Source organism: Bacillus cereus group sp. BfR-BA-01316 (genome assembly GCF_022664195.1).
Classification (GTDB): Bacteria; Bacillota; Bacilli; order Bacillales; family Bacillaceae_G; genus Bacillus_A.
Genome location: NZ_JAKUGX010000001.1, coordinates 84456 through 102957, shown reverse-complemented (window position 1 = coordinate 102957; position 18502 = coordinate 84456). Strand labels below are relative to the sequence as shown.

Sequence of the window (18502 nt, the reverse complement as noted above, 5' to 3'; positions counted from 1 at the left end):
GGAATTTTAAAAACATAGCGAATAAATCATGATACAACTACATATTTTTTTGATTTAAAGTGGTTTCGTTTGACCTTTATTGACCATAATTGTATTATAAACTAAGAAAGCTTTCAAAGGAGGAAATAACAGATGAATTTAATTCCTACAGTAATTGAACAAACAAATCGTGGAGAACGCGCTTACGATATTTACTCTCGACTATTAAAGGACCGCATCATTATGCTTGGTAGCGCAATTGATGACAACGTAGCAAACTCAATCGTTTCCCAGCTTTTATTCTTGGAATCTCAAGATCCAGAAAAAGATATTCACATCTATATCAACAGCCCTGGTGGTTCTATCACAGCTGGTATGGCAATTTACGATACAATGCAGTTTATTAAACCACAAGTATCAACAATCTGTATCGGTATGGCTGCATCTATGGGTGCATTCTTACTTGCAGCAGGTGAAAAAGGAAAACGTTTCGCTCTTCCTAACAGTGAAGTAATGATTCACCAACCACTTGGTGGTGCACAAGGTCAAGCGACTGAAATCGAAATCGCTGCAAAACGCATCCTATTCTTACGTGAAAAATTAAACCAAATTCTTGCTGACCGCACAGGTCAACCACTTGAAGTTCTACAACGCGACACAGACCGTGACAACTTCATGACAGCAGAAAGAGCTCTAGAATACGGCTTAATCGATAAGATTTTCACAAGCCGTTAATTAATTAAAAGCGGAGGCGGCTCGTTCAGAATCGCAGGGCGTTGGAGCCTTTACATCCGAGGCGCTTTTTGCCTCGAATGTAAAGGCGAAACGACCGGAGATTCTAGCCGCTGGAGCTAGATATAACTAAAAGCGGAAGTGGCTCGTTCAGCCCTGACTGGCTAAGGTTCTTTCGCATAGAAGGCGCTTTTTGCCTTCTTATGCGGAAAGTTCTTAGACACGAAGAGCTAGCCACTGGAGCTAGATATACTTAAAAGTGAAAGCACCCTGTGTAACAGGGTGCTTTTTTATTATGTACCCGGGCAGTACATACCCCATCTAGTATCTCTCCAAATATATCAGCGATTTTTCAATTATATCGACCATAACTCAAATTCTACCGACGTTTCGACACAACATATCGATTTACCGACAATTCTCGACAAGCGCGAACCATCCACGTACCCCCACTGATTGTTAGCCCCACCAATCAGGCTGCCCGCAAATAGCAAACTAAAAAGCTATCGCACATTCGCGATAGCCTTTTATTGTACATATGCAGCTAATGCTTCCAAAGCCTCTTCTGCATCTGAACCTTCTGTTGTGATTGTAATCATGCTACCAGTTCCGATCGCTAAGCTCATAATCCCCATTATGCTCTTTGCATTAACTGTCTTTCCATCTTTCTCAATGAAAATATCAGAATGAAAGCGATTTGCCTCTTGTACAAACAACGCAGCCGGACGTGCTTGTAAGCCGTTTTTTAATGAAACTTTAACCCGTTTTTGAACCACAGCTCCATTTCCCCTTTAACCTCTTATTTTTTTGCTACCGTTTCCCCCGCGCGTAATTTCTCTGCAATTTCATCGATTTTACGCAAACGATGATTAATACCCGATTTACTAATTTTCCCCCCGGATACCATCTCACCTAACTCTTTCAATGTTACATCTTGATAATCTCTTCGTAACTGTGCAATTTCTCTTAATTTATCTGGCAAAATATCAAGCCCAACCGTCTCATCAATATAGCGGATGTTCTCAATTTGCCTTAGCGCTGCACCAATTGTTTTATTTAAATTAGCTGTTTCGCAGTTAACTAAACGATTTACTGAATTACGCATATCGCGAACAATTCGAATATCTTCAAATCTTAAAAGTGCATTATGAGCACCTATAATATTTAAAAACTCTGTAATTTTCTCAGCTTCTTTCAAATACGTAATGTACCCTTTTCTTCTTTCCAACGTCTTACTATTTAAATCAAATCCGTTCATCAGTTCACATATAGAATCATTATGTTCCTTATATAACGAAAAGATCTCTAAATGATAAGATGATGTTTCTGGGTTATTTACTGAACCACCTGCTAAAAATGCACCGCGTAAATACGATCGTTTACAACATTTCTTCTCGATTAATTCCTGCGATATATTTCGAATAAACGAAAAGTCATCTCGAACAATGTGAAGATCTGCTAATATTTCGCGAGACTTCTCAACAAGCCGCACGATATATACATTATTTTTCTTCAATCGCATTTTTTTACGAACAAGTAATTCTACCGTCACATCATATCCTTTTTTCAAAAGCGTATAAATCCTTCTTGCAATTGCTGCATTTTCCGTTTGAATATCGATAGATAGGCGACGGTTTGAAAAAGAAAGCGATCCGTTCATTCGAAGCAACGCCGATAATTCTGATTTCTCACAGCATTCCTTCATTTCAAGGTTGGTCAACTCTTTCTTTGTTTCTGATGCAAATGACACAGTCAACACCTCCTTATACTATTACTTTGGAACAAAAATCTTGTCCTATATGAATGAGGAGCGTTACCTCAAACGAGGCAACGCTCATTTATAACAATGAATATAAAATAGAAGCTAACTTTAATGTATCATGTCTTACAACACGATCATCATATTTCGCTAATCGATCTTGAATGATTTCAATATTATGTTCAGCAAAACGATCTGTATCCAGTGCAACTGGTTCCGACATTTCTTCCTCATATAACTTACGTAATTCACGAGGAATATCACGATTATTTACAATCGCAGTGTCGATAAATGGTTTACCTAAATGATCATGTAACGCCTGCACATGATCAAACGCAGTATAACCCTTCGTTTCGCCCGCTTGCGTCATAACATTACATACATATACCTTCTTCGCTTTTGCAGCAAGAACAGCGTCTCCAATTTTGTTAACAACTAAATTCGGTAATATACTTGTGTACAGACTTCCTGGACCGAAAACAAGCAAATCAGCTCGTTTAATTTCCATCAACGTTTCACATAACGGTTCTACATCTTCTGGAGTTAAAAAGACACGATTAATCTTCTTCCCGAAATAAGGAATCTTTGATTCACCTGTTACAATTTCTCCATCTTCTAATTCTGCATGAAGTACCGCACTTTGATTCGCTGCTGGTAATACACGTCCTCTGACATTTAATACTTTACTCGTTTCCGTAATCGCGTGGTAAAAGTCTCCTGTAATCGAAGTCATACCTGCCAATAGTAAATTTCCTAACGCATGCCCTTTCAGTCCGTCTCCAGTTGTAAAACGGTGCTGAAATAAAGCTTCCACTAATGGTTCTACATCCGATAACGCAACAAGTACGTTACGAATATCACCTGGAGGTGGAATTTCTAGCTCATCACGTAGTCTACCTGAACTGCCTCCATCGTCGGCTACTGTTACAACTGCTGTAATATCAACAGGATATTGTTTTAATCCTCTTAATAAAACAGAAAGTCCAGTTCCACCCCCCATGATAACAATTTTAGGTTTTCTCTCTTTTTTCATCCCTTAATGGCCCTTTCTCTTCTCCACATCACGATGAGATACATGAACGCTATACTCTGGTTTCAAATGTTTCCCAAGGTACTCTGTAAGCGTAACAGAACGATGTTGCCCACCTGTACATCCAATCGCAATTACAAGTTGACTCTTGCCTTCTCTTTTATAATGAGGCAGCATGAAAGTGATAAGATCCGTCAATTTCTCTAAAAACTTATGTGTTTCATTAAATTTCAACACATACGACGAAACTTCTTCATCCAGTCCTGTTAATGGCTTCATATGTGGAATATAATATGGATTTGGTAAAAAACGAACATCAAATACTAAATCAGCATCAATTGGAATTCCGTACTTAAATCCAAATGACATAACATTTACACGAAATGCTTGCTCAGTTTCTGTTGAGAATAAGTGAACAATTTTCTCTCGTAATTCTTTCGGTTTCAAATCAGACGTATCAAGCACAATATTCGCTCGCGCCTTCATATCAGTTAATAGACCACGCTCAGCTTCAATTCCCTTTAACGGCAAGCCAGTTGGCGCAAGTGGATGCGAACGTCTCGTTTCTTTATAGCGAGTTACAAGTGTGCTATCTTTCGCATCTAAAAATAAAATATGAGGAATAATCCATGTACGTTCTGATAAATCATCAAGTGCTCCCCATAAATATTCAAAAAACTCTCGGCCACGTAAATCAATACCGAGTGCTACTTTATTCATTTTACCCTTTGAATCCGCCATAAGTTCAATAAACTTCGGCAATAACATCGGTGGTAAATTATCTACACAAAAATATCCTAAATCTTCAAAACTTTGTAATGCTACCGTTTTTCCAGCTCCAGACATCCCTGTAATAATTACCATTTTTATATCATTATTCTCTGTCATCGTATCCTCTCCTTGCAGGTTTAACTCGGATCTAATCGATATGAAAGCAACTCAAAATCTGGGGTATATACAAATGTACCGTAGATTATACCATTCCCTTTAATTAAATAATCAATAATGTGATAATCTCCTGGTGCCATTGCTAAATCATCAATTTTATCAAATGTATGCCAACCAATGATGCCTTCTTCGCTCTCTAATTTGTTTTCTCCTGCAAAATCTGTTGCTAAAAAGGAGAACATCATCCATTCAGAAACAACTTTATCACCTTCTTGGATGACAAAGGTGAAGACCCCTTTTAACGCTGGGTTCTTTAAATAAATACCTGTTTCCTCACGATACTCGCGAACAACGGTATCTCTTACTGTCTCACCACGCTCCATTTTCCCGCCCGGTGCAACCCACCAATTTCGGCGAGGTTTTTGGAGTAAGAGTACTTCATTATCTCTAATTAACACACAGTTTGTCACTCTTTGCATGTTTCTTCACCTCAGCTACTTGCAGCAAAATTTCTCACTGCATACTCATTTCATTATACTATCAAAAACAGTTTGCTACAACGAAGGTACCAGTCCCCTTTCGCTAAGCAATTGTAAAAATTCTTTCTATAACAATCAATCAAAATACCTTACTTCCCATGAACATTACATAAAAATCCCCTTAACGATTTTTATCGTTAAGGGGATTAAAACACTTATTTCTTACCGAAATAAGTAACAATCGCAAATCCTAAAATAAAAGTAATAATTGAACTTACAATTGAAATTCCACCAGTCGGAATGCCTGGGAACACAATGACAATCGACCCGATAACGAGCCCAATAATTGCCGCAAATGTCATACTTTTATAACGATCTAACAAATAACTAATTCCTTTACTACTTACAACAAATCCGGCCATCACACCGGCACCGATAACCACGATTAACGGTAAATTGAGTGTAGTTAAAGCGTTAATTGCTGTTGGATACACACCAATAATTAATAAAATAAACGATCCACTAATTCCAGGAAGAAGCATAGCCATACTAGCCATCCATCCTGCGAAAAACAAACCAATTGCATTTAAAATTGTTAACGTCGTAATTGGATCAGCTGCCTTATCTGGTTTAAAGAATGCTGTTATTGCAACAAGAATTGCTGCAATTATTAACAGGACAATATGACTACCTTTAAACGTTGCCTTTGCATCAGCTTCTCTCATTAACATCGGTAATATACTAATAATTAAACCGAGGAAGAAAAATTGAGTCGGTTCATAATGATTTGCTAATAAATATTTAATAACGTGACTTAACGTTAGAAAAGCTGCCGCTACACCAGCTGCAAGTGGTATTAAAAATGCTAAATGTTTTTTCCATTCACGACTAAAGAATCCGCTAATTGCTGCGAGCAATTGTTCATAAATCCCTAACACAACAGCGATTGTTCCGCCGCTCACACCAGGAATTAAATCACTAACGCCCATACAAAATCCACGATATATATTACGCCATTCCATACTGAATAAATTCCTCATTTCTTATAGTGATTTTTTCCGTAAATTCTAGTATAACAATAAGAATCATTATATTCTTAATTATTTTTGACAAAAGTTTGACATTTGAACAAAAAAGAAAGCCACCTACCGGTAGCTTTCTTCTCAAAAGGAAAAATCCCCTTATTTTTCTTTTACAGTTTTTAATTCTTCTAATAACTCTTCTACGTAGTGCTGTGCACTCTGTGCTGCAATACTACCATCGCCTGTTGCAGTTACAATTTGACGAAGCATTTTTTCACGGACATCACCAGCTGCGAAAATACCAGGAACTTTCGTTTCCATACGCTCGTTCGTTTCAACATAACCATTTTCATTTGTAATACCTAGCTCAACAAACGGTTTTGATAGTGGTAACATACCGATGTATATGAAAACGCCGTCAGTTTTAACTTCTTGTTCTTCTCCACTGTTTACATCTACAAGTGTTACGCTTCCTACTTTACCATTTGCATCGTTAATTTCTTTTATAGTGTGATTCCAAATGAAATCTACTTTCTCATTTTGGAAAGCACGATCTTGTAAAATTTTCTGTGCACGAAGAGTGTCACGACGGTGAACGATTGTTACTTTTGATGCGAAGCGTGTTAAGAACACACCCTCTTCAACAGCAGAATCTCCGCCGCCAATAACAACAAGTTCTTTCCCTTTAAAGAATGCACCATCACATACTGCACAATATGATACACCGCGGCCGCCAAGTTCTGTTTCACCTGGCACACCAATTTTTTTATACTCTGCACCGCTTGCAACGATAATTGCACGTGCTTTATATTCTTTTTTACCAGCAATAATTGTTTTGTACTCTTTACCATCGATGATTTCTTTCACATCACCGTATGCATATTCAGCACCAAATTTCTTCGCATGCTCAAACATTTTATTTGATAAGTCTGGTCCTAAAATAGACTCATAACCTGGATAGTTCTCTACATCTTCTGTATTTGCCATTTGTCCACCTGGAATACCACGCTCAAGCATCAGTGTGCTTAAATTCGCACGAGATGTATATACCGCAGCTGTCATACCAGCTGGTCCTGCACCAATAATAATGACATCATAAATTTTTTCTTCTGACACACTATTCACTCCCATTCATTCATACACATTAAGTTACCCTCATTATACTGTTAGCATCATTTTTTTCCCAATGATTTGCCTACCCTACGTGTGCGTGCGCTTAACAGCCTGCACATACTTTCGTACAGTCGCTACAGATACATTATATACATCACCAAGCTCTGCCTGTGTCATCTTATTCCTTTGTTCGCCGCGCACAATGTATTCAATTGCCGCTGACCAACCGTACACATTTGTAAAAGTCGCTCCAGATGTATATAAACGTATGAACGTACAAAACCAAAAATTTAAACACTCTTCGATTAATTCATCGTCTTTTTTCGTATAATTGTATAATGCATCCGCGATTCGTACGCACTGTTCAAATTGCTGTAAATCAGCTGGGATGCTTTTATGACTATTAAGTAAAAAGAAATATTTTGCAAGTTGCGATACGATTGGAACACCATTTTTCGCTTGCGTTACATCAAAGAAGAATCCAACCTTCTCTGGTGTTGACAATTCATTCATTAAATATAAAGCTAGCATTTTCTCTTCTAGCGTCGTACTTTGCTGAAATGATTTTCGTAACTCTTCAAATAAAAGATTTTGTCCTTCATCTGCTAAATTCAGTGCATTCCACGGTTCTTTTCCTTTTTTATCAGGATGCAATTCTACAACATGTTGCCACATTTTTTCAGCTACTTGCTGTTCCTTCACCATATACGCAGAGTATGCAAACCAGTAATAAAAACTAACGTCTCCTTCGTACCCTTGACGCTTTAATACTTTGAACCATTTATATGCAGGTTCAAAATGGCCAATTGTTGCAAGCGTTGTTCCAAGTTTCAAACGATGCTCAAATGAAATTGGATATACCGAAACTAACTGCCCTGCTAATGACTCTACTTGCTTATGCTCTCCAATTGAATATAGAAAAATAAGCGTATTACAAAGCGCGTGCATATTACCAGGATTTTTCTCTAAAATCATTTCTGTTAACTTAAGCGCTTGATCCACATTACCTGATTGAAAATGTGCAATCGCTAAATTATTATGGCCCGACCAAAATTCTGGATATTCTTTCGTAACAACTTCTAGTGTAGCAATCGCCTCTTCTAATTGTCCGTTACGAATGTAGCGGTTCGCTTCTTCTTGCATAACAATTAGCTCATCTTCATCCTCAATCTCTTCCGCACCCATTGCTTCTTCTTCCATAATCTCAAGCAATTCTAATGTATCTTCTACAAATTCCTTCTCTTCCGCAACTTCTAAATATCGCTCTGCATACTTCTTCGCCTGTTGAAACAAGCCCATATATGCATAATTATTTGCAATAAAATAATAGCATTGCTCAAGTTCAGGATTGGATCTAACAAGCTTTAGAAATATCTGATTCGACTCTTGATATTCACCAGAGTCAGATAATGCTATTGCTAGTTGGCATAAAATAAACGGCTCCTTCTCGCTTTCTGCCGCTCTTCGAAAATATTTAATTGCATCTTGCAATTTTTGCCCTTTATAAGCCCTCATCCCTTTTTTATAAAAGAAGTCCGCTAACTGATTAAAAGAGATAACTTGTCCGCTCTCCTTATATATTCTTTGATTTTTCCCCATATATCCTCCAGTTTTTTGTTTTCTTCGTTCACACATTCTTCTATCTATAAGTATAAACGATTCCGTAAAAAACAAAACAGTATATTATAATCAATTATTTCCTTTTTATTCATAAAAAGAGAAGGGAAATGTTACATTTTTAACATCAACCTTCTCTAGTGGCCATTTCCTCTTTCGTATAAATAATACGCATCGGATTTCCGCCTACGAAAGCGCCGCCTGGTACATCTTTATGGACAAGTGTGCCTGCAGAAACGATAGCACCATCTCCAATCGTCACACCTGGTAAAACTGTCGTATTCGCTCCAATCATAACTCCATTCCCTATGACGATTTCTCCGAGTCGATACTCATGAATTAAATATTCATGCGCTAAAAGCGTTGTATTATAGCCGATAATTGAATTGTCTCCCACAGTAATCTTTTCTGGAAACATAATATCTGGCATTACCATAAGTGCAAACGACGTTTTCTTTCCTACTTCCATCCGTAAAAACGTGCGATATAACCAATTCTTCACGGATAAAAATGGCGTGTAACGTGCGATTTGGATGATAATAAAGTTTTTCATTACCTTCCAAAAAGAAACTGTTTTATACACATTCCACAATGAATTTTCTCCTAAAACAGGATAGCGCGTTGTCCGTCGCACTGAACTCTCTCCTCTACTTATATAAAGTGAAACTTTAACCGGTAGGAACTCTTTTCCCCACTGATTACTAACTCTCATCAATCAAGCATTTACAGGCAGGAATCATACTACCCGTTAATGCGAGACAAAATCGGTAGTAAATCACTCATTTTATCTAGCACATAATCTGGTTTATACGCTTCTAAATACGCTCTACCTTTCAATGTCCATGAAACCGCTACTGTTTTCGTACCTGCATTTTGTCCACCGACGATATCATGATGATTATCACCAACCATCAATGTTTCTTCTGGCTTTGCATCTAATAATTCGAGCGCTTTTTGAAGTGGTTCTGGATGTGGTTTCACATGTTCCACATCATCAATTGTCACGACAACATCAAAAAACTGATCAAGTTTTGAAAGCTTTAATCCCATTTCAACCGTCTGTCTCGCTTTCGTTGTAACGATGCCGACTTTATAACCTTGCTTCTTCAATTCTTGAACCGTTTCATATACAGTTTCATATTCTTCCACTAATTCATCATGATGCTCATGATTAAATTGGCGATAACATGTAATCATCTCTTCAACCTTGCTTGCATCAATCTTACTAAAAGTGTCATGCAAAGATGGACCGATAAATGGCAATACATCTTCACGCTTATACTGATTAGAATAATAGTGATTTAACGTATGTAAAAAAGAAGAGATAATAAGTTCATTTGTATTAATTAACGTTCCATCTAAATCAAATAACACTGTATTTATTTTCATCGTCCTTAATCCTTTCATTACCTGAATATGAAAGAAGCAGCATCTTATATAAGATGCTACTTTTCTCTAATTTTCTAAATATCTTTTATCAGCTTGCCCCATTTTTCGTCTCGCAATAATGAAAATGATAGAAATAACAACAATTCCAATAGACATTACTTGTGCAATACGAAGTGGTCCTAACATTAAACTATCTGTACGCAAACCTTCTACGAAGAAGCGTCCCACCGAATACCAAATTAAATATGTGAAGAATAATTCACCACGGCGTAAATTCACTTTTCGTAACGCGAGTAGTAAAATAACACCTGCAAAGTTCCATAATGATTCATATAAAAACGTTGGGTGATAATATACACCCTCAATGTACATTTGATTAATAATGAAATCCGGTAAATGAAGACCTTCTAAAAACTGTCTCGTTACTTCATCACCATGCGCCTCTTGGTTCATAAAGTTTCCCCATCGGCCAATTGCTTGTCCTAATAAAATACTCGGCGCAACAATATCCGCTAACTTCCAGAATGAAAGCCCGCGTCGTTTCGCAAAAAGGATCCCTGTAATAACAGCCCCGATTAAACCACCATGAATCGCCAAACCACCTTGACGAATATTAATAATTTGACTCGGATTTTGCGAATAATATTCCCATTCAAAAATGACATAATACATTCTCGCAAAAAGAATGGCAATTGGTACTGCGATTAATACAAGGTCGATAAATGTATCTTTGTGAATACCAAGCCTTTCTCCCTCGCGAGTTGCTAGCCAAAGACCTAATAGCACACCTGTACCGATAATAACCCCATACCAATAAACAGGGAACGGTCCAAGTTGGACTGCTATACGGTCAAGCTGTGGTACAGAACCTAACAGCATATATATGACCTCCCTCTCCAGAGTCTACTCTTGATTTCCTAACTCAATCGCACTCATTAATCGTTCAGAGAACTGCTGTGCCGCATTGACTCCCATACGTTTTAATCTGAAGTTCATCGCTGCTACTTCAATAATAACAGCCAAGTTTCGACCAGGACGAACTGGAAGTGTAATCTTCGTAAGTTCTGTATCAATAATCTTCATCTTCTCTTCATCAAGACCTAAGCGATCATAATTTTTCTTTTGATCCCAAATTTCAAGATTAATAACAAGCGTAATACGTTTATAATTTCGTACTGCCCCTGCACCGAATAACGTCATTACGTTAATAATACCTAGACCACGAATTTCTAATAAGTGCTCAATTAAATCAGGTGAGCTCCCTACTAATGTATCTTCATCTTCTTGACGAATTTCTACGCTATCATCCGCAACTAGACGGTGACCACGCTTTACAAGTTCAAGCGCTGTCTCACTTTTCCCGACACCACTTTGGCCTGTAATTAAAACACCAACGCCATAAATATCTACTAACACACCATGAACAGCTGTTGTTGGCGCTAACTTACCTTCTAAATAATTTGTTAAACGACTTGATAATCTCGTCGTCGTTTGAGCAGAACGTAATAAAGGCACACCTGATTCACGTGATGCTTGTAATAACTCATCCGGTACATCTTGATTACGAGTTACAATAATACAAGGCGTCTCTTCAGTACAAAGCGCTTTCATTCTCTCTTGCTTTTGCTCTGTCGTTAACGTATCAAAGAACGTAAGCTCCGTTTTTCCAAGAAGCTGTACGCGATCAGCTGGATAATATGTAAAAAACCCTGCCATTTCAATTCCAGGTCGCGATAAATCACTCGTATCAATCGGACGATGAATCCCTTCTTCACCACTTACTAACTCCAATTGAAATTGTTCAATTAAATCTTTTGTCCTTACTTTCGGCATATGTATAAACCTCCACTCCGCTGCGGATTCAGTCTCATTTGATGTAAAATTCCATTCTATCGGATATTGTACCATTTTTTTCTGGAAACAAGAAACACGGTTTCTAATAAATAGAAAAAAACATTTCATATGAATCATGAAATGTTTTTCTTTTTGTCATTTTCTCTTTTTTTCATGTAATGGTTCAACAATTACTTTTTCAATTATCATATTAAAAATCGAAATACAAATTGCCGCAACAATCGCTACACCAAATCCAGATATATTAAAGGCGTCCCCTAATAATGAATCCGTCATCTTTAACGTAATCGCATTAATAACAATTAAGAAGAAACCGAAAGTTACAAGAGTAATCGGTAGCGTAATTAAAATTAAAAGTGGCTTTACAAATACGTTTAAAATTGCCAATATAATACTCGCAATAATTGCAGTTTGTATATTTGCTATGTAAAATGCGTCTGGTGCAACCCCTTTTAAAAGTCCGGATACAGCGATTAACACAACGCTATTTACAAGAAGTGATACAATCCATCTCATTTCCTTACACATCCTTTTAACATATATATTTCATCATACGCTAATAGATAATAAACGCAAGTATCATACAAATACTTATACCAACTTATTCTATTCTTCATGCTTGTATACCTACTAACGTAGCTTACCAGTTTTCCCTTGCGAAATACGGTCCGCACCATCTATGTTCATGAGTTTTCACAAAGGTCCAAGTAAAATCTTTATCTACAATATAGATATCACCTTTATACGCATCGTCTGTCTCCCGTAATATATCATCCATATGTAATAAACTCGCATCCTTTATTAACAGTACTTCATCACAATGTTGATAAAATACATAACAATCCTTTTTCACTTCATTATGAAACGCACCCTCTGCTTCTGTCCCTACTGAACACTTCTTTTTCTCATAACTAAATATGTGCCAAAGATAACCACATGCATACTTATCTCCATAAAAAAAATGTCTTCTTTTTCTTCATCGCTTAAATGATTTGCAAAACGATCTTCCCAGCGCTTCCGAAAATATACGCCCCACTTTTGAAACTCTCTAACCCTCATATTTTTCTTCCTTAATCCCTCTACAAACTCCATTTTCTCCCCCTATAAAACAAAAACCGAGCGTCATTTCCACTCGGTTTTCATTAACAACTTATTGTGATAACTCTACTTCTTTTATTTTCTCTTTCATTCTTGCTTTATCACGATCTAAAATCTCTTTTAAATACTTACCTGTGTACGAGCGTTCTTCTTTCACTACTTGTTCTGGCGTTCCAGAAGCAACGATTTGTCCGCCTTTGTCTCCGCCTTCTGGTCCAAGGTCAATGATATAATCAGCTGTTTTAATAACATCTAAATTATGCTCAATTACAAGTACCGTCTCGCCACTCTCAACAAGACGCTGCAACACTTCTAGAAGACGTGCAATATCATGTGCATGTAAGCCAGTCGTTGGCTCATCTAAAATGTATAACGTACGCCCTGTAGAACGACGGTGTAATTCAGAAGCTAATTTCACACGTTGCGCTTCACCACCTGATAACGTCGTAGCTGGTTGCCCTAATTTCATATAGCCAAGCCCTACATCTACAAGCGTTTGAAGTTTACGCTTAATTTTCGGGATATTAGCAAAGAACTCTACTCCATCTTCAATTGTCATCCCTAACACTTCAGAAATATTCTTATCTTTATATTTCACTTCTAACGTTTCACGATTATAACGTTTACCGTGACAAACTTCACACGGAACATACACGTCCGGTAAGAAATGCATTTCGATTTTAATAATTCCATCACCGCGGCACGCTTCACAACGGCCACCTTTTACGTTAAAGCTGAAGCGCCCTTTTTGATACCCACGTACTTTCGCTTCATTCGTTTGCGCAAATACATCACGAATATCATCAAATACACCCGTATATGTTGCTGGGTTGGAACGTGGTGTACGCCCGATTGGTGATTGATCAATATCAATAACTTTATCTAACTGCTCAAGACCTTTAATTTCTTTATGAGACCCTGGCTTCGCTTTCGCCTTATATAACTTTTGAGCTAATGATTTATATAGCACTTCATTAATTATCGTACTTTTTCCAGAGCCAGATACGCCTGTTACCGCTACAAATGTTCCTAGAGGGAATGACATTTTCGCATTCTTTAAGTTATTTTCTTTCGCACCGATAATCTCCACTTTACGTCCGTCACCTTTACGTCTCTCAAGTGGTACCGGAATAAACTCTTTACCGCTTAAATATTTCCCTGTTAATGAATTATCATCTTGCATAACTTCAGCTGGTGTACCCGCTGATACAACTTGACCACCATGAATACCTGCACCAGGTCCGATATCAAGTAAATAATCAGCAGCCATCATCGTATCTTCATCATGCTCAACAACGATTAACGTATTTCCTAAGTCACGCATTTCCTGCAATGTACGAATAAGACGATCATTATCACGCTGATGCAAACCGATAGAAGGCTCATCAAGAATGTAAAGTACACCCGTAAGACGAGAACCAATTTGTGTCGCTAAACGAATACGCTGCGCCTCACCACCGGATAAAGTTCCTGCGGCACGACTTAACGTTAAATAATCTAAACCGACGTTCACTAAGAACCCAACGCGCTCCTGAATTTCTCTTAAAATTAAATGAGCAATTTTCTGTTGTTTCTCCGTTAACTCAACAGTTGAGAAGAACTCCTGTACTTCTTGAACAGAATATTTCGTTACATCGGCAATCGTTTTATCACCAACGAAAACAGCTAAACTCTCAGGCTTTAAGCGTCCGCCTTTACACTTTGGACAAGCTTGCTCTGCCATATATTTCTCCATTTGCTCACGAATATAATCAGAACTCGTCTCACGATAACGACGCTCGATATTCGGAATAACACCTTCAAATAAAATCTCATTTTCCTTTACTTGACCAAATTCATTCACATAGCGGAAATAAACCTTCTCTTCCCCGCTTCCGTACAACACTTTATCAAATAAATCCTTCGGTATATCTTTCACCAGCATATCCATATCGATGCCGTAATGATTACACACAGATTTTAATAATTGCGGGTAATATTGTGAACTTGTCGGTTCCCAAGGAGCAATCGCATGTTCATTTAATGATACATCCCAGTTCGGAATAACAAGTTCTAAATCTACCTCTAACTTCGAGCCAAGTCCGTCACAAGAAGGACACGCGCCGAATGGACTATTGAACGAGAACATACGCGGCTCTAATTCTCCGATTGAAAAACCACAATGTGGACAAGCATGATGTTCACTAAATAGAAGTTCTTCCTCTCCCATTACATCGATTAAAACTCGGCCCCCACCAAGCTTTAAAGCACTTTCGAGTGAATCTGCAAGTCGGCTTGCAATTCCTTCTTTCACAACAATACGGTCAATAACAACTTCAATTGAATGCTTCTTATTTTTTTCTAAAGTAATCTCTTCAGATACATCCAGCATCTCTCCATCAACGCGCACACGAACATAACCTTGCTTCTTAATATCTTCTAATACTTTCACATGCGTACCTTTACGCCCTGACACGATAGGCGCTAGCACTTGCAACTTCGTACGTTCAGGATATTCAAGAACACGGTCTACCATCTGTTCCACTGTTTGTGATGTAATTTCAATTCCATGATTCGGACAAATCGGCGTACCAATTCGCGCGAATAATAAACGTAAATAATCATAAATCTCTGTTACCGTTCCAACCGTTGAACGAGGATTACGACTCGTCGTTTTTTGATCAATTGAAATCGCTGGAGATAAACCTTCAATCGTATCAACATCCGGCTTATCCATTTGCCCTAAAAACTGGCGTGCATACGCGGATAAAGATTCCACGTATCTACGCTGCCCTTCTGCATAAATCGTATCGAATGCTAACGATGATTTCCCTGAACCAGACAATCCCGTCACAACAACAAGCTGATTTCTCGGAATGGTTACGTCAATATTTTTTAAATTATGCGCTCTAGCACCTTTTACAACAATAAAATCTTTACTCACTCTTTTCACCCTTCCGCTTTTAATTCTAGTAGTAAATCTCTTAATTCAGCTGCACGCTCGAAATCTAACGCTTTTGCTGCTTCCTTCATCTCTGCTTCCATCTTCGCAATTGTATTTTCACGTTCTTTTTTCGTCATCTTCTTAGCTGGTGCTGCTTCATATGTTTCCGTATCCTCAGCTGCTGTTGTCGCACGAATAGCGTCACGTACTCCTTTTTGAATCGTCTTCGGCGTAATACCATGCTCTTTATTGTAAGCTTCTTGCAACTGGCGACGACGCTGCGTTTCTTCAATCGCAATTCCCATTGATCTCGTTATGCGATCTGCGTACATAATAACGCGGCCGTTTTCATTACGTGCCGCACGACCAATTGTTTGAATTAATGAACGCTCTGAACGCAGGAATCCTTCCTTATCAGCATCTAAAATAGCTACAAGTGATACTTCCGGAATATCTAATCCTTCTCGTAATAAGTTAATACCGACAAGTACATCAAACTTACCTAGGCGAAGGTCACGAATAATTTCAATACGTTCTAACGTTTTAATTTCAGAGTGAAGATAGTTCACTTTAATTCCTACATCTTTTAAGTAATCTGTTAAATCCTCTGACATTTTTTTCGTTAAAGTCGTAATTAATACACGTTCATTTTTCGCAATCCGGTCATGGATTTCTCCTAATAGATCATCTATTTGTCCTTCAATTGGTCGTATATCAATTGGTGGATCTAAAAGCCCTGTTGGACGAATAATTTGTTCTACTACTTCCGGTGACTGCTCTAACTCGTACGGTCCTGGCGTTGCCGAAACGTAAATAACTTGATTCGTTTTCTCTTCAAACTCATCAAACGTGAGCGGTCTATTATCTAAAGCTGATGGCAGACGGAATCCATGCTCCACAAGCACTTGCTTACGTGCTTGGTCCCCGTTATACATCGCTCTTACTTGCGGAACCGATACGTGCGACTCATCCATAACAATTAAGAAATCCTCTGGAAAATAGTCCAAAAGTGTATATGGTGTTGAACCTGCTGGACGAAGTGTTAAATGACGGGAATAGTTTTCAATCCCTGAACAAAAACCCATCTCACGCATCATTTCTAAATCATAACGTGTTCGCTGCTCTATACGCTGCGCTTCTAACAATTTACCATTATCATTTAATTCTTTTAAACGCGCTTCTAATTCTTTTTCTATATTTTCAATGGCGACCTTCAACTTTTCTTCACGTGTAACGAAGTGAGATGCCGGGAAGATTGCTACATGATCACGTTCTGCTAATACTTCACCCGTTAATGCATTTACTTCTCGAATACGATCTATTTCATCCCCGAAAAATTCAATTCGAATACAATGCTCGTCAAGGGATGCGGGGAAGATTTCAACTACATCTCCGCGCACACGGAATGTACCACGCTTGAAATCAATATCATTACGGCCATACTGTACATCAACAAGTTCACGAAGCAATTGATTACGGTCCTTTTCCATACCAACCCGAAGTGAAACAACTAACTCGCGGTATTCTTCCGGAGAACCTAAACCGTATATGCACGACACACTCGCAACGATAATAACATCATCTCGTTCAAATAAGGAAGACGTTGCCGAGTGGCGTAATTTATCAATTTCATCGTTAATTTGCGCATCTTTTTCAATAAACGTATCCGTATGTGGTACGTACGCTTCCGGCTGATAATAATCGTAATAACTAACAAAATACTCCACAGAATTGTTAGGAAAAAAATCTTTCAGCTCACTATATAACTGTCCTGCTAACGTTTTATTATGAGCCATTACAAGTGTTGGCTTCTGCACCTCTTTAATGACATTTGAAATCGTAAATGTCTTACCCGTTCCTGTTGCTCCAAGCAACACTTGCTTTTTCTTTCCACTATTAATTCCCTCTACAAGCTTCTCTATCGCTCCCGGCTGATCACCTTGCGGGGAATACTCTGAGATAATTTCAAATTGATGTTCCAAGTGAAATCCGACCTCCTCATAAAAAATCTGTATTATTATTTTAACACGAATGCCTATAAAAAACCTAAAAAAACGAACAGATATTCGGTAAAATTTTCGACAATATATACATAAAAAAGGAAGGAGTAAACACTCCCTTCCTCTCTCTAATTTATTTTAATGGCACATCTAACAAATCATATCCATTTCGTCCGTCTTCATTCATACAATCTATCAACCTATACCTTATATCCACTTCACGAACTTCTTTGACTATTCTTTTACAACTATCAGACTGAACACCTTTATTATCACCTGCGAATTCATCTCGTCTATTATCTAAAATATGACGTATCTCTTTTCCACTATGTTCTAACGTTTGAAAGATTGGATCGCCTTCATGTGTATAATTTACAATCCTTATTTCATCAACTTTTCCTTGTTCAACGTTCAAAACGAACTTTTCAAATTTGTATAGATTAGAAATTCCTGTCCTTTTCGCAACGATATCATCCTTCTCATCAACTGTACTGCTAGATTGTGAACATGCTACTAAACTGAAGAAGAAAACACATATGAAACTCGCTCTTTTTCCTATTGTCATCCTCTCCTATTCAAACTATTTGTATACACAATTAAAAAGTTCTATACTCTCTTT

17 protein-coding genes and 1 pseudogene are annotated in these 18502 nt (G+C 37.9%); 1 reads left to right on the top strand and 17 read right to left on the bottom strand.

What is annotated here, in order from left to right:
• Positions 1-132 precede the first annotated feature (132 nt).
• Positions 133-714, top strand: coding sequence for an ATP-dependent Clp endopeptidase proteolytic subunit ClpP (clpP, locus tag MR071_RS00490; RefSeq protein ID WP_002159906.1), 582 nt, complete (start codon positions 133-135; stop codon positions 712-714).
• Positions 715-1238: 524 nt separating this feature from the next.
• On the opposite strand, the gene MR071_RS00485 is transcribed toward clpP, so the two are convergent.
• From MR071_RS00485 to MR071_RS00405, 17 genes and pseudogenes are all read right to left on the bottom strand, one after another.
• Entirely contained in the window at positions 1239-1487 is a 249-nt protein-coding gene (locus tag MR071_RS00485) for an HPr family phosphocarrier protein (RefSeq protein ID WP_105585601.1), read from the bottom strand.
• A 23-nt stretch (positions 1488-1510) separates the two neighbouring features.
• Positions 1511-2461, bottom strand: coding sequence for a DNA-binding protein WhiA (gene whiA / locus MR071_RS00480; RefSeq protein WP_002016082.1), 951 nt, complete (start codon positions 2459-2461; stop codon positions 1511-1513).
• An 88-nt stretch (positions 2462-2549) separates the two neighbouring features.
• Complete coding sequence (locus MR071_RS00475; protein ID WP_242234583.1) at positions 2550-3503, bottom strand: gluconeogenesis factor YvcK family protein; 954 nt, start codon at positions 3501-3503, stop codon at positions 2550-2552.
• A 3-nt stretch (positions 3504-3506) separates the two neighbouring features.
• Positions 3507-4388 carry an RNase adapter RapZ gene (gene rapZ / locus MR071_RS00470; protein ID WP_002016084.1) on the bottom strand — a complete coding sequence of 294 codons (882 nt, stop codon included), beginning with the start codon at positions 4386-4388 and terminating at the stop codon, positions 3507-3509.
• A gap of 20 nt (positions 4389-4408) precedes the next feature.
• Positions 4409-4867 (bottom strand): NUDIX hydrolase, encoded by a 459-nt coding sequence (locus MR071_RS00465; RefSeq protein WP_002124062.1) that lies wholly within the window; start codon positions 4865-4867, stop codon positions 4409-4411.
• 215 nt (positions 4868-5082) lie between these two features.
• Entirely contained in the window at positions 5083-5889 is an 807-nt protein-coding gene (locus tag MR071_RS00460; protein ID WP_002124059.1) for a DUF368 domain-containing protein, read from the bottom strand.
• Between the two features lie 159 nt (positions 5890-6048).
• Positions 6049-7005, bottom strand: coding sequence for a thioredoxin-disulfide reductase (trxB, locus tag MR071_RS00455; RefSeq protein ID WP_242234582.1), 957 nt, complete (start codon positions 7003-7005; stop codon positions 6049-6051).
• Positions 7006-7089: 84 nt separating this feature from the next.
• On the bottom strand, positions 7090-8601 hold the full coding sequence (locus MR071_RS00450) for a tetratricopeptide repeat protein (protein WP_242234579.1): 1512 nt from the start codon (positions 8599-8601) through the stop codon (positions 7090-7092).
• Positions 8602-8746: 145 nt separating this feature from the next.
• Positions 8747-9253 carry an acyltransferase gene (locus tag MR071_RS00445; protein ID WP_105585604.1) on the bottom strand — a complete coding sequence of 169 codons (507 nt, stop codon included), beginning with the start codon at positions 9251-9253 and terminating at the stop codon, positions 8747-8749.
• A gap of 107 nt (positions 9254-9360) precedes the next feature.
• Positions 9361-10008, bottom strand: coding sequence for a pyrophosphatase PpaX (ppaX, locus tag MR071_RS00440; protein ID WP_105585605.1), 648 nt, complete (start codon positions 10006-10008; stop codon positions 9361-9363).
• Between the two features lie 66 nt (positions 10009-10074).
• The gene (lgt, locus tag MR071_RS00435) at positions 10075-10887 is read right to left on the bottom strand and encodes a prolipoprotein diacylglyceryl transferase (RefSeq protein ID WP_242234577.1); all 813 of its coding nucleotides are present in this window, start codon (positions 10885-10887) and stop codon (positions 10075-10077) included.
• Between the two features lie 24 nt (positions 10888-10911).
• On the bottom strand, positions 10912-11841 hold the full coding sequence (gene hprK / locus MR071_RS00430; protein WP_002016091.1) for an HPr(Ser) kinase/phosphatase: 930 nt from the start codon (positions 11839-11841) through the stop codon (positions 10912-10914).
• A gap of 156 nt (positions 11842-11997) precedes the next feature.
• A complete protein-coding gene (locus MR071_RS00425) occupies positions 11998-12378 on the bottom strand; it encodes a phage holin family protein (protein ID WP_002089574.1) in 381 nt (126 codons plus the stop codon).
• A 124-nt stretch (positions 12379-12502) separates the two neighbouring features.
• Positions 12503-12954 (bottom strand): annotated as a pseudogene (locus MR071_RS00420) (DUF4275 family protein).
• A gap of 58 nt (positions 12955-13012) precedes the next feature.
• Positions 13013-15883 carry an excinuclease ABC subunit UvrA gene (gene uvrA, locus MR071_RS00415; RefSeq protein WP_105585607.1) on the bottom strand — a complete coding sequence of 957 codons (2871 nt, stop codon included), beginning with the start codon at positions 15881-15883 and terminating at the stop codon, positions 13013-13015.
• Positions 15884-15888: 5 nt separating this feature from the next.
• Positions 15889-17865 carry an excinuclease ABC subunit B gene (gene uvrB / locus MR071_RS00410; protein ID WP_105585608.1) on the bottom strand — a complete coding sequence of 659 codons (1977 nt, stop codon included), beginning with the start codon at positions 17863-17865 and terminating at the stop codon, positions 15889-15891.
• Positions 17866-18016: 151 nt separating this feature from the next.
• Positions 18017-18448, bottom strand: coding sequence for a DUF4362 domain-containing protein (locus tag MR071_RS00405; protein ID WP_105585609.1), 432 nt, complete (start codon positions 18446-18448; stop codon positions 18017-18019).
• Positions 18449-18502 lie beyond the last annotated feature (54 nt).

Excerpts from the sequence above, each read along its gene's own strand:
- MR071_RS00425 (WP_002089574.1), bottom strand. The coding sequence starts at position 12,378 with ATGAGATGGATTGTATCACTTCTTGTAAATAGCGTTGTGTTAATCGCT.
- MR071_RS00460 (WP_002124059.1), bottom strand. The coding sequence starts at position 5,889 with ATGGAATGGCGTAATATATATCGTGGATTTTGTATGGGCGTTAGTGAT.
- MR071_RS00465 (WP_002124062.1), bottom strand. The coding sequence starts at position 4,867 with ATGCAAAGAGTGACAAACTGTGTGTTAATTAGAGATAATGAAGTACTC.
- MR071_RS00475 (WP_242234583.1), bottom strand. The coding sequence starts at position 3,503 with ATGAAAAAAGAGAGAAAACCTAAAATTGTTATCATGGGGGGTGGAACT.
- clpP (WP_002159906.1), top strand. The coding sequence starts at position 133 with ATGAATTTAATTCCTACAGTAATTGAACAAACAAATCGTGGAGAACGC.
- ppaX (WP_105585605.1), bottom strand. The coding sequence starts at position 10,008 with ATGAAAATAAATACAGTGTTATTTGATTTAGATGGAACGTTAATTAAT.
- lgt (WP_242234577.1), bottom strand. The coding sequence starts at position 10,887 with ATGCTGTTAGGTTCTGTACCACAGCTTGACCGTATAGCAGTCCAACTT.
- hprK (WP_002016091.1), bottom strand. The coding sequence starts at position 11,841 with ATGCCGAAAGTAAGGACAAAAGATTTAATTGAACAATTTCAATTGGAG.
- rapZ (WP_002016084.1), bottom strand. The coding sequence starts at position 4,388 with ATGACAGAGAATAATGATATAAAAATGGTAATTATTACAGGGATGTCT.
- MR071_RS00450 (WP_242234579.1), bottom strand. The coding sequence starts at position 8,601 with ATGGGGAAAAATCAAAGAATATATAAGGAGAGCGGACAAGTTATCTCT.
- MR071_RS00405 (WP_105585609.1), bottom strand. The coding sequence starts at position 18,448 with ATGACAATAGGAAAAAGAGCGAGTTTCATATGTGTTTTCTTCTTCAGT.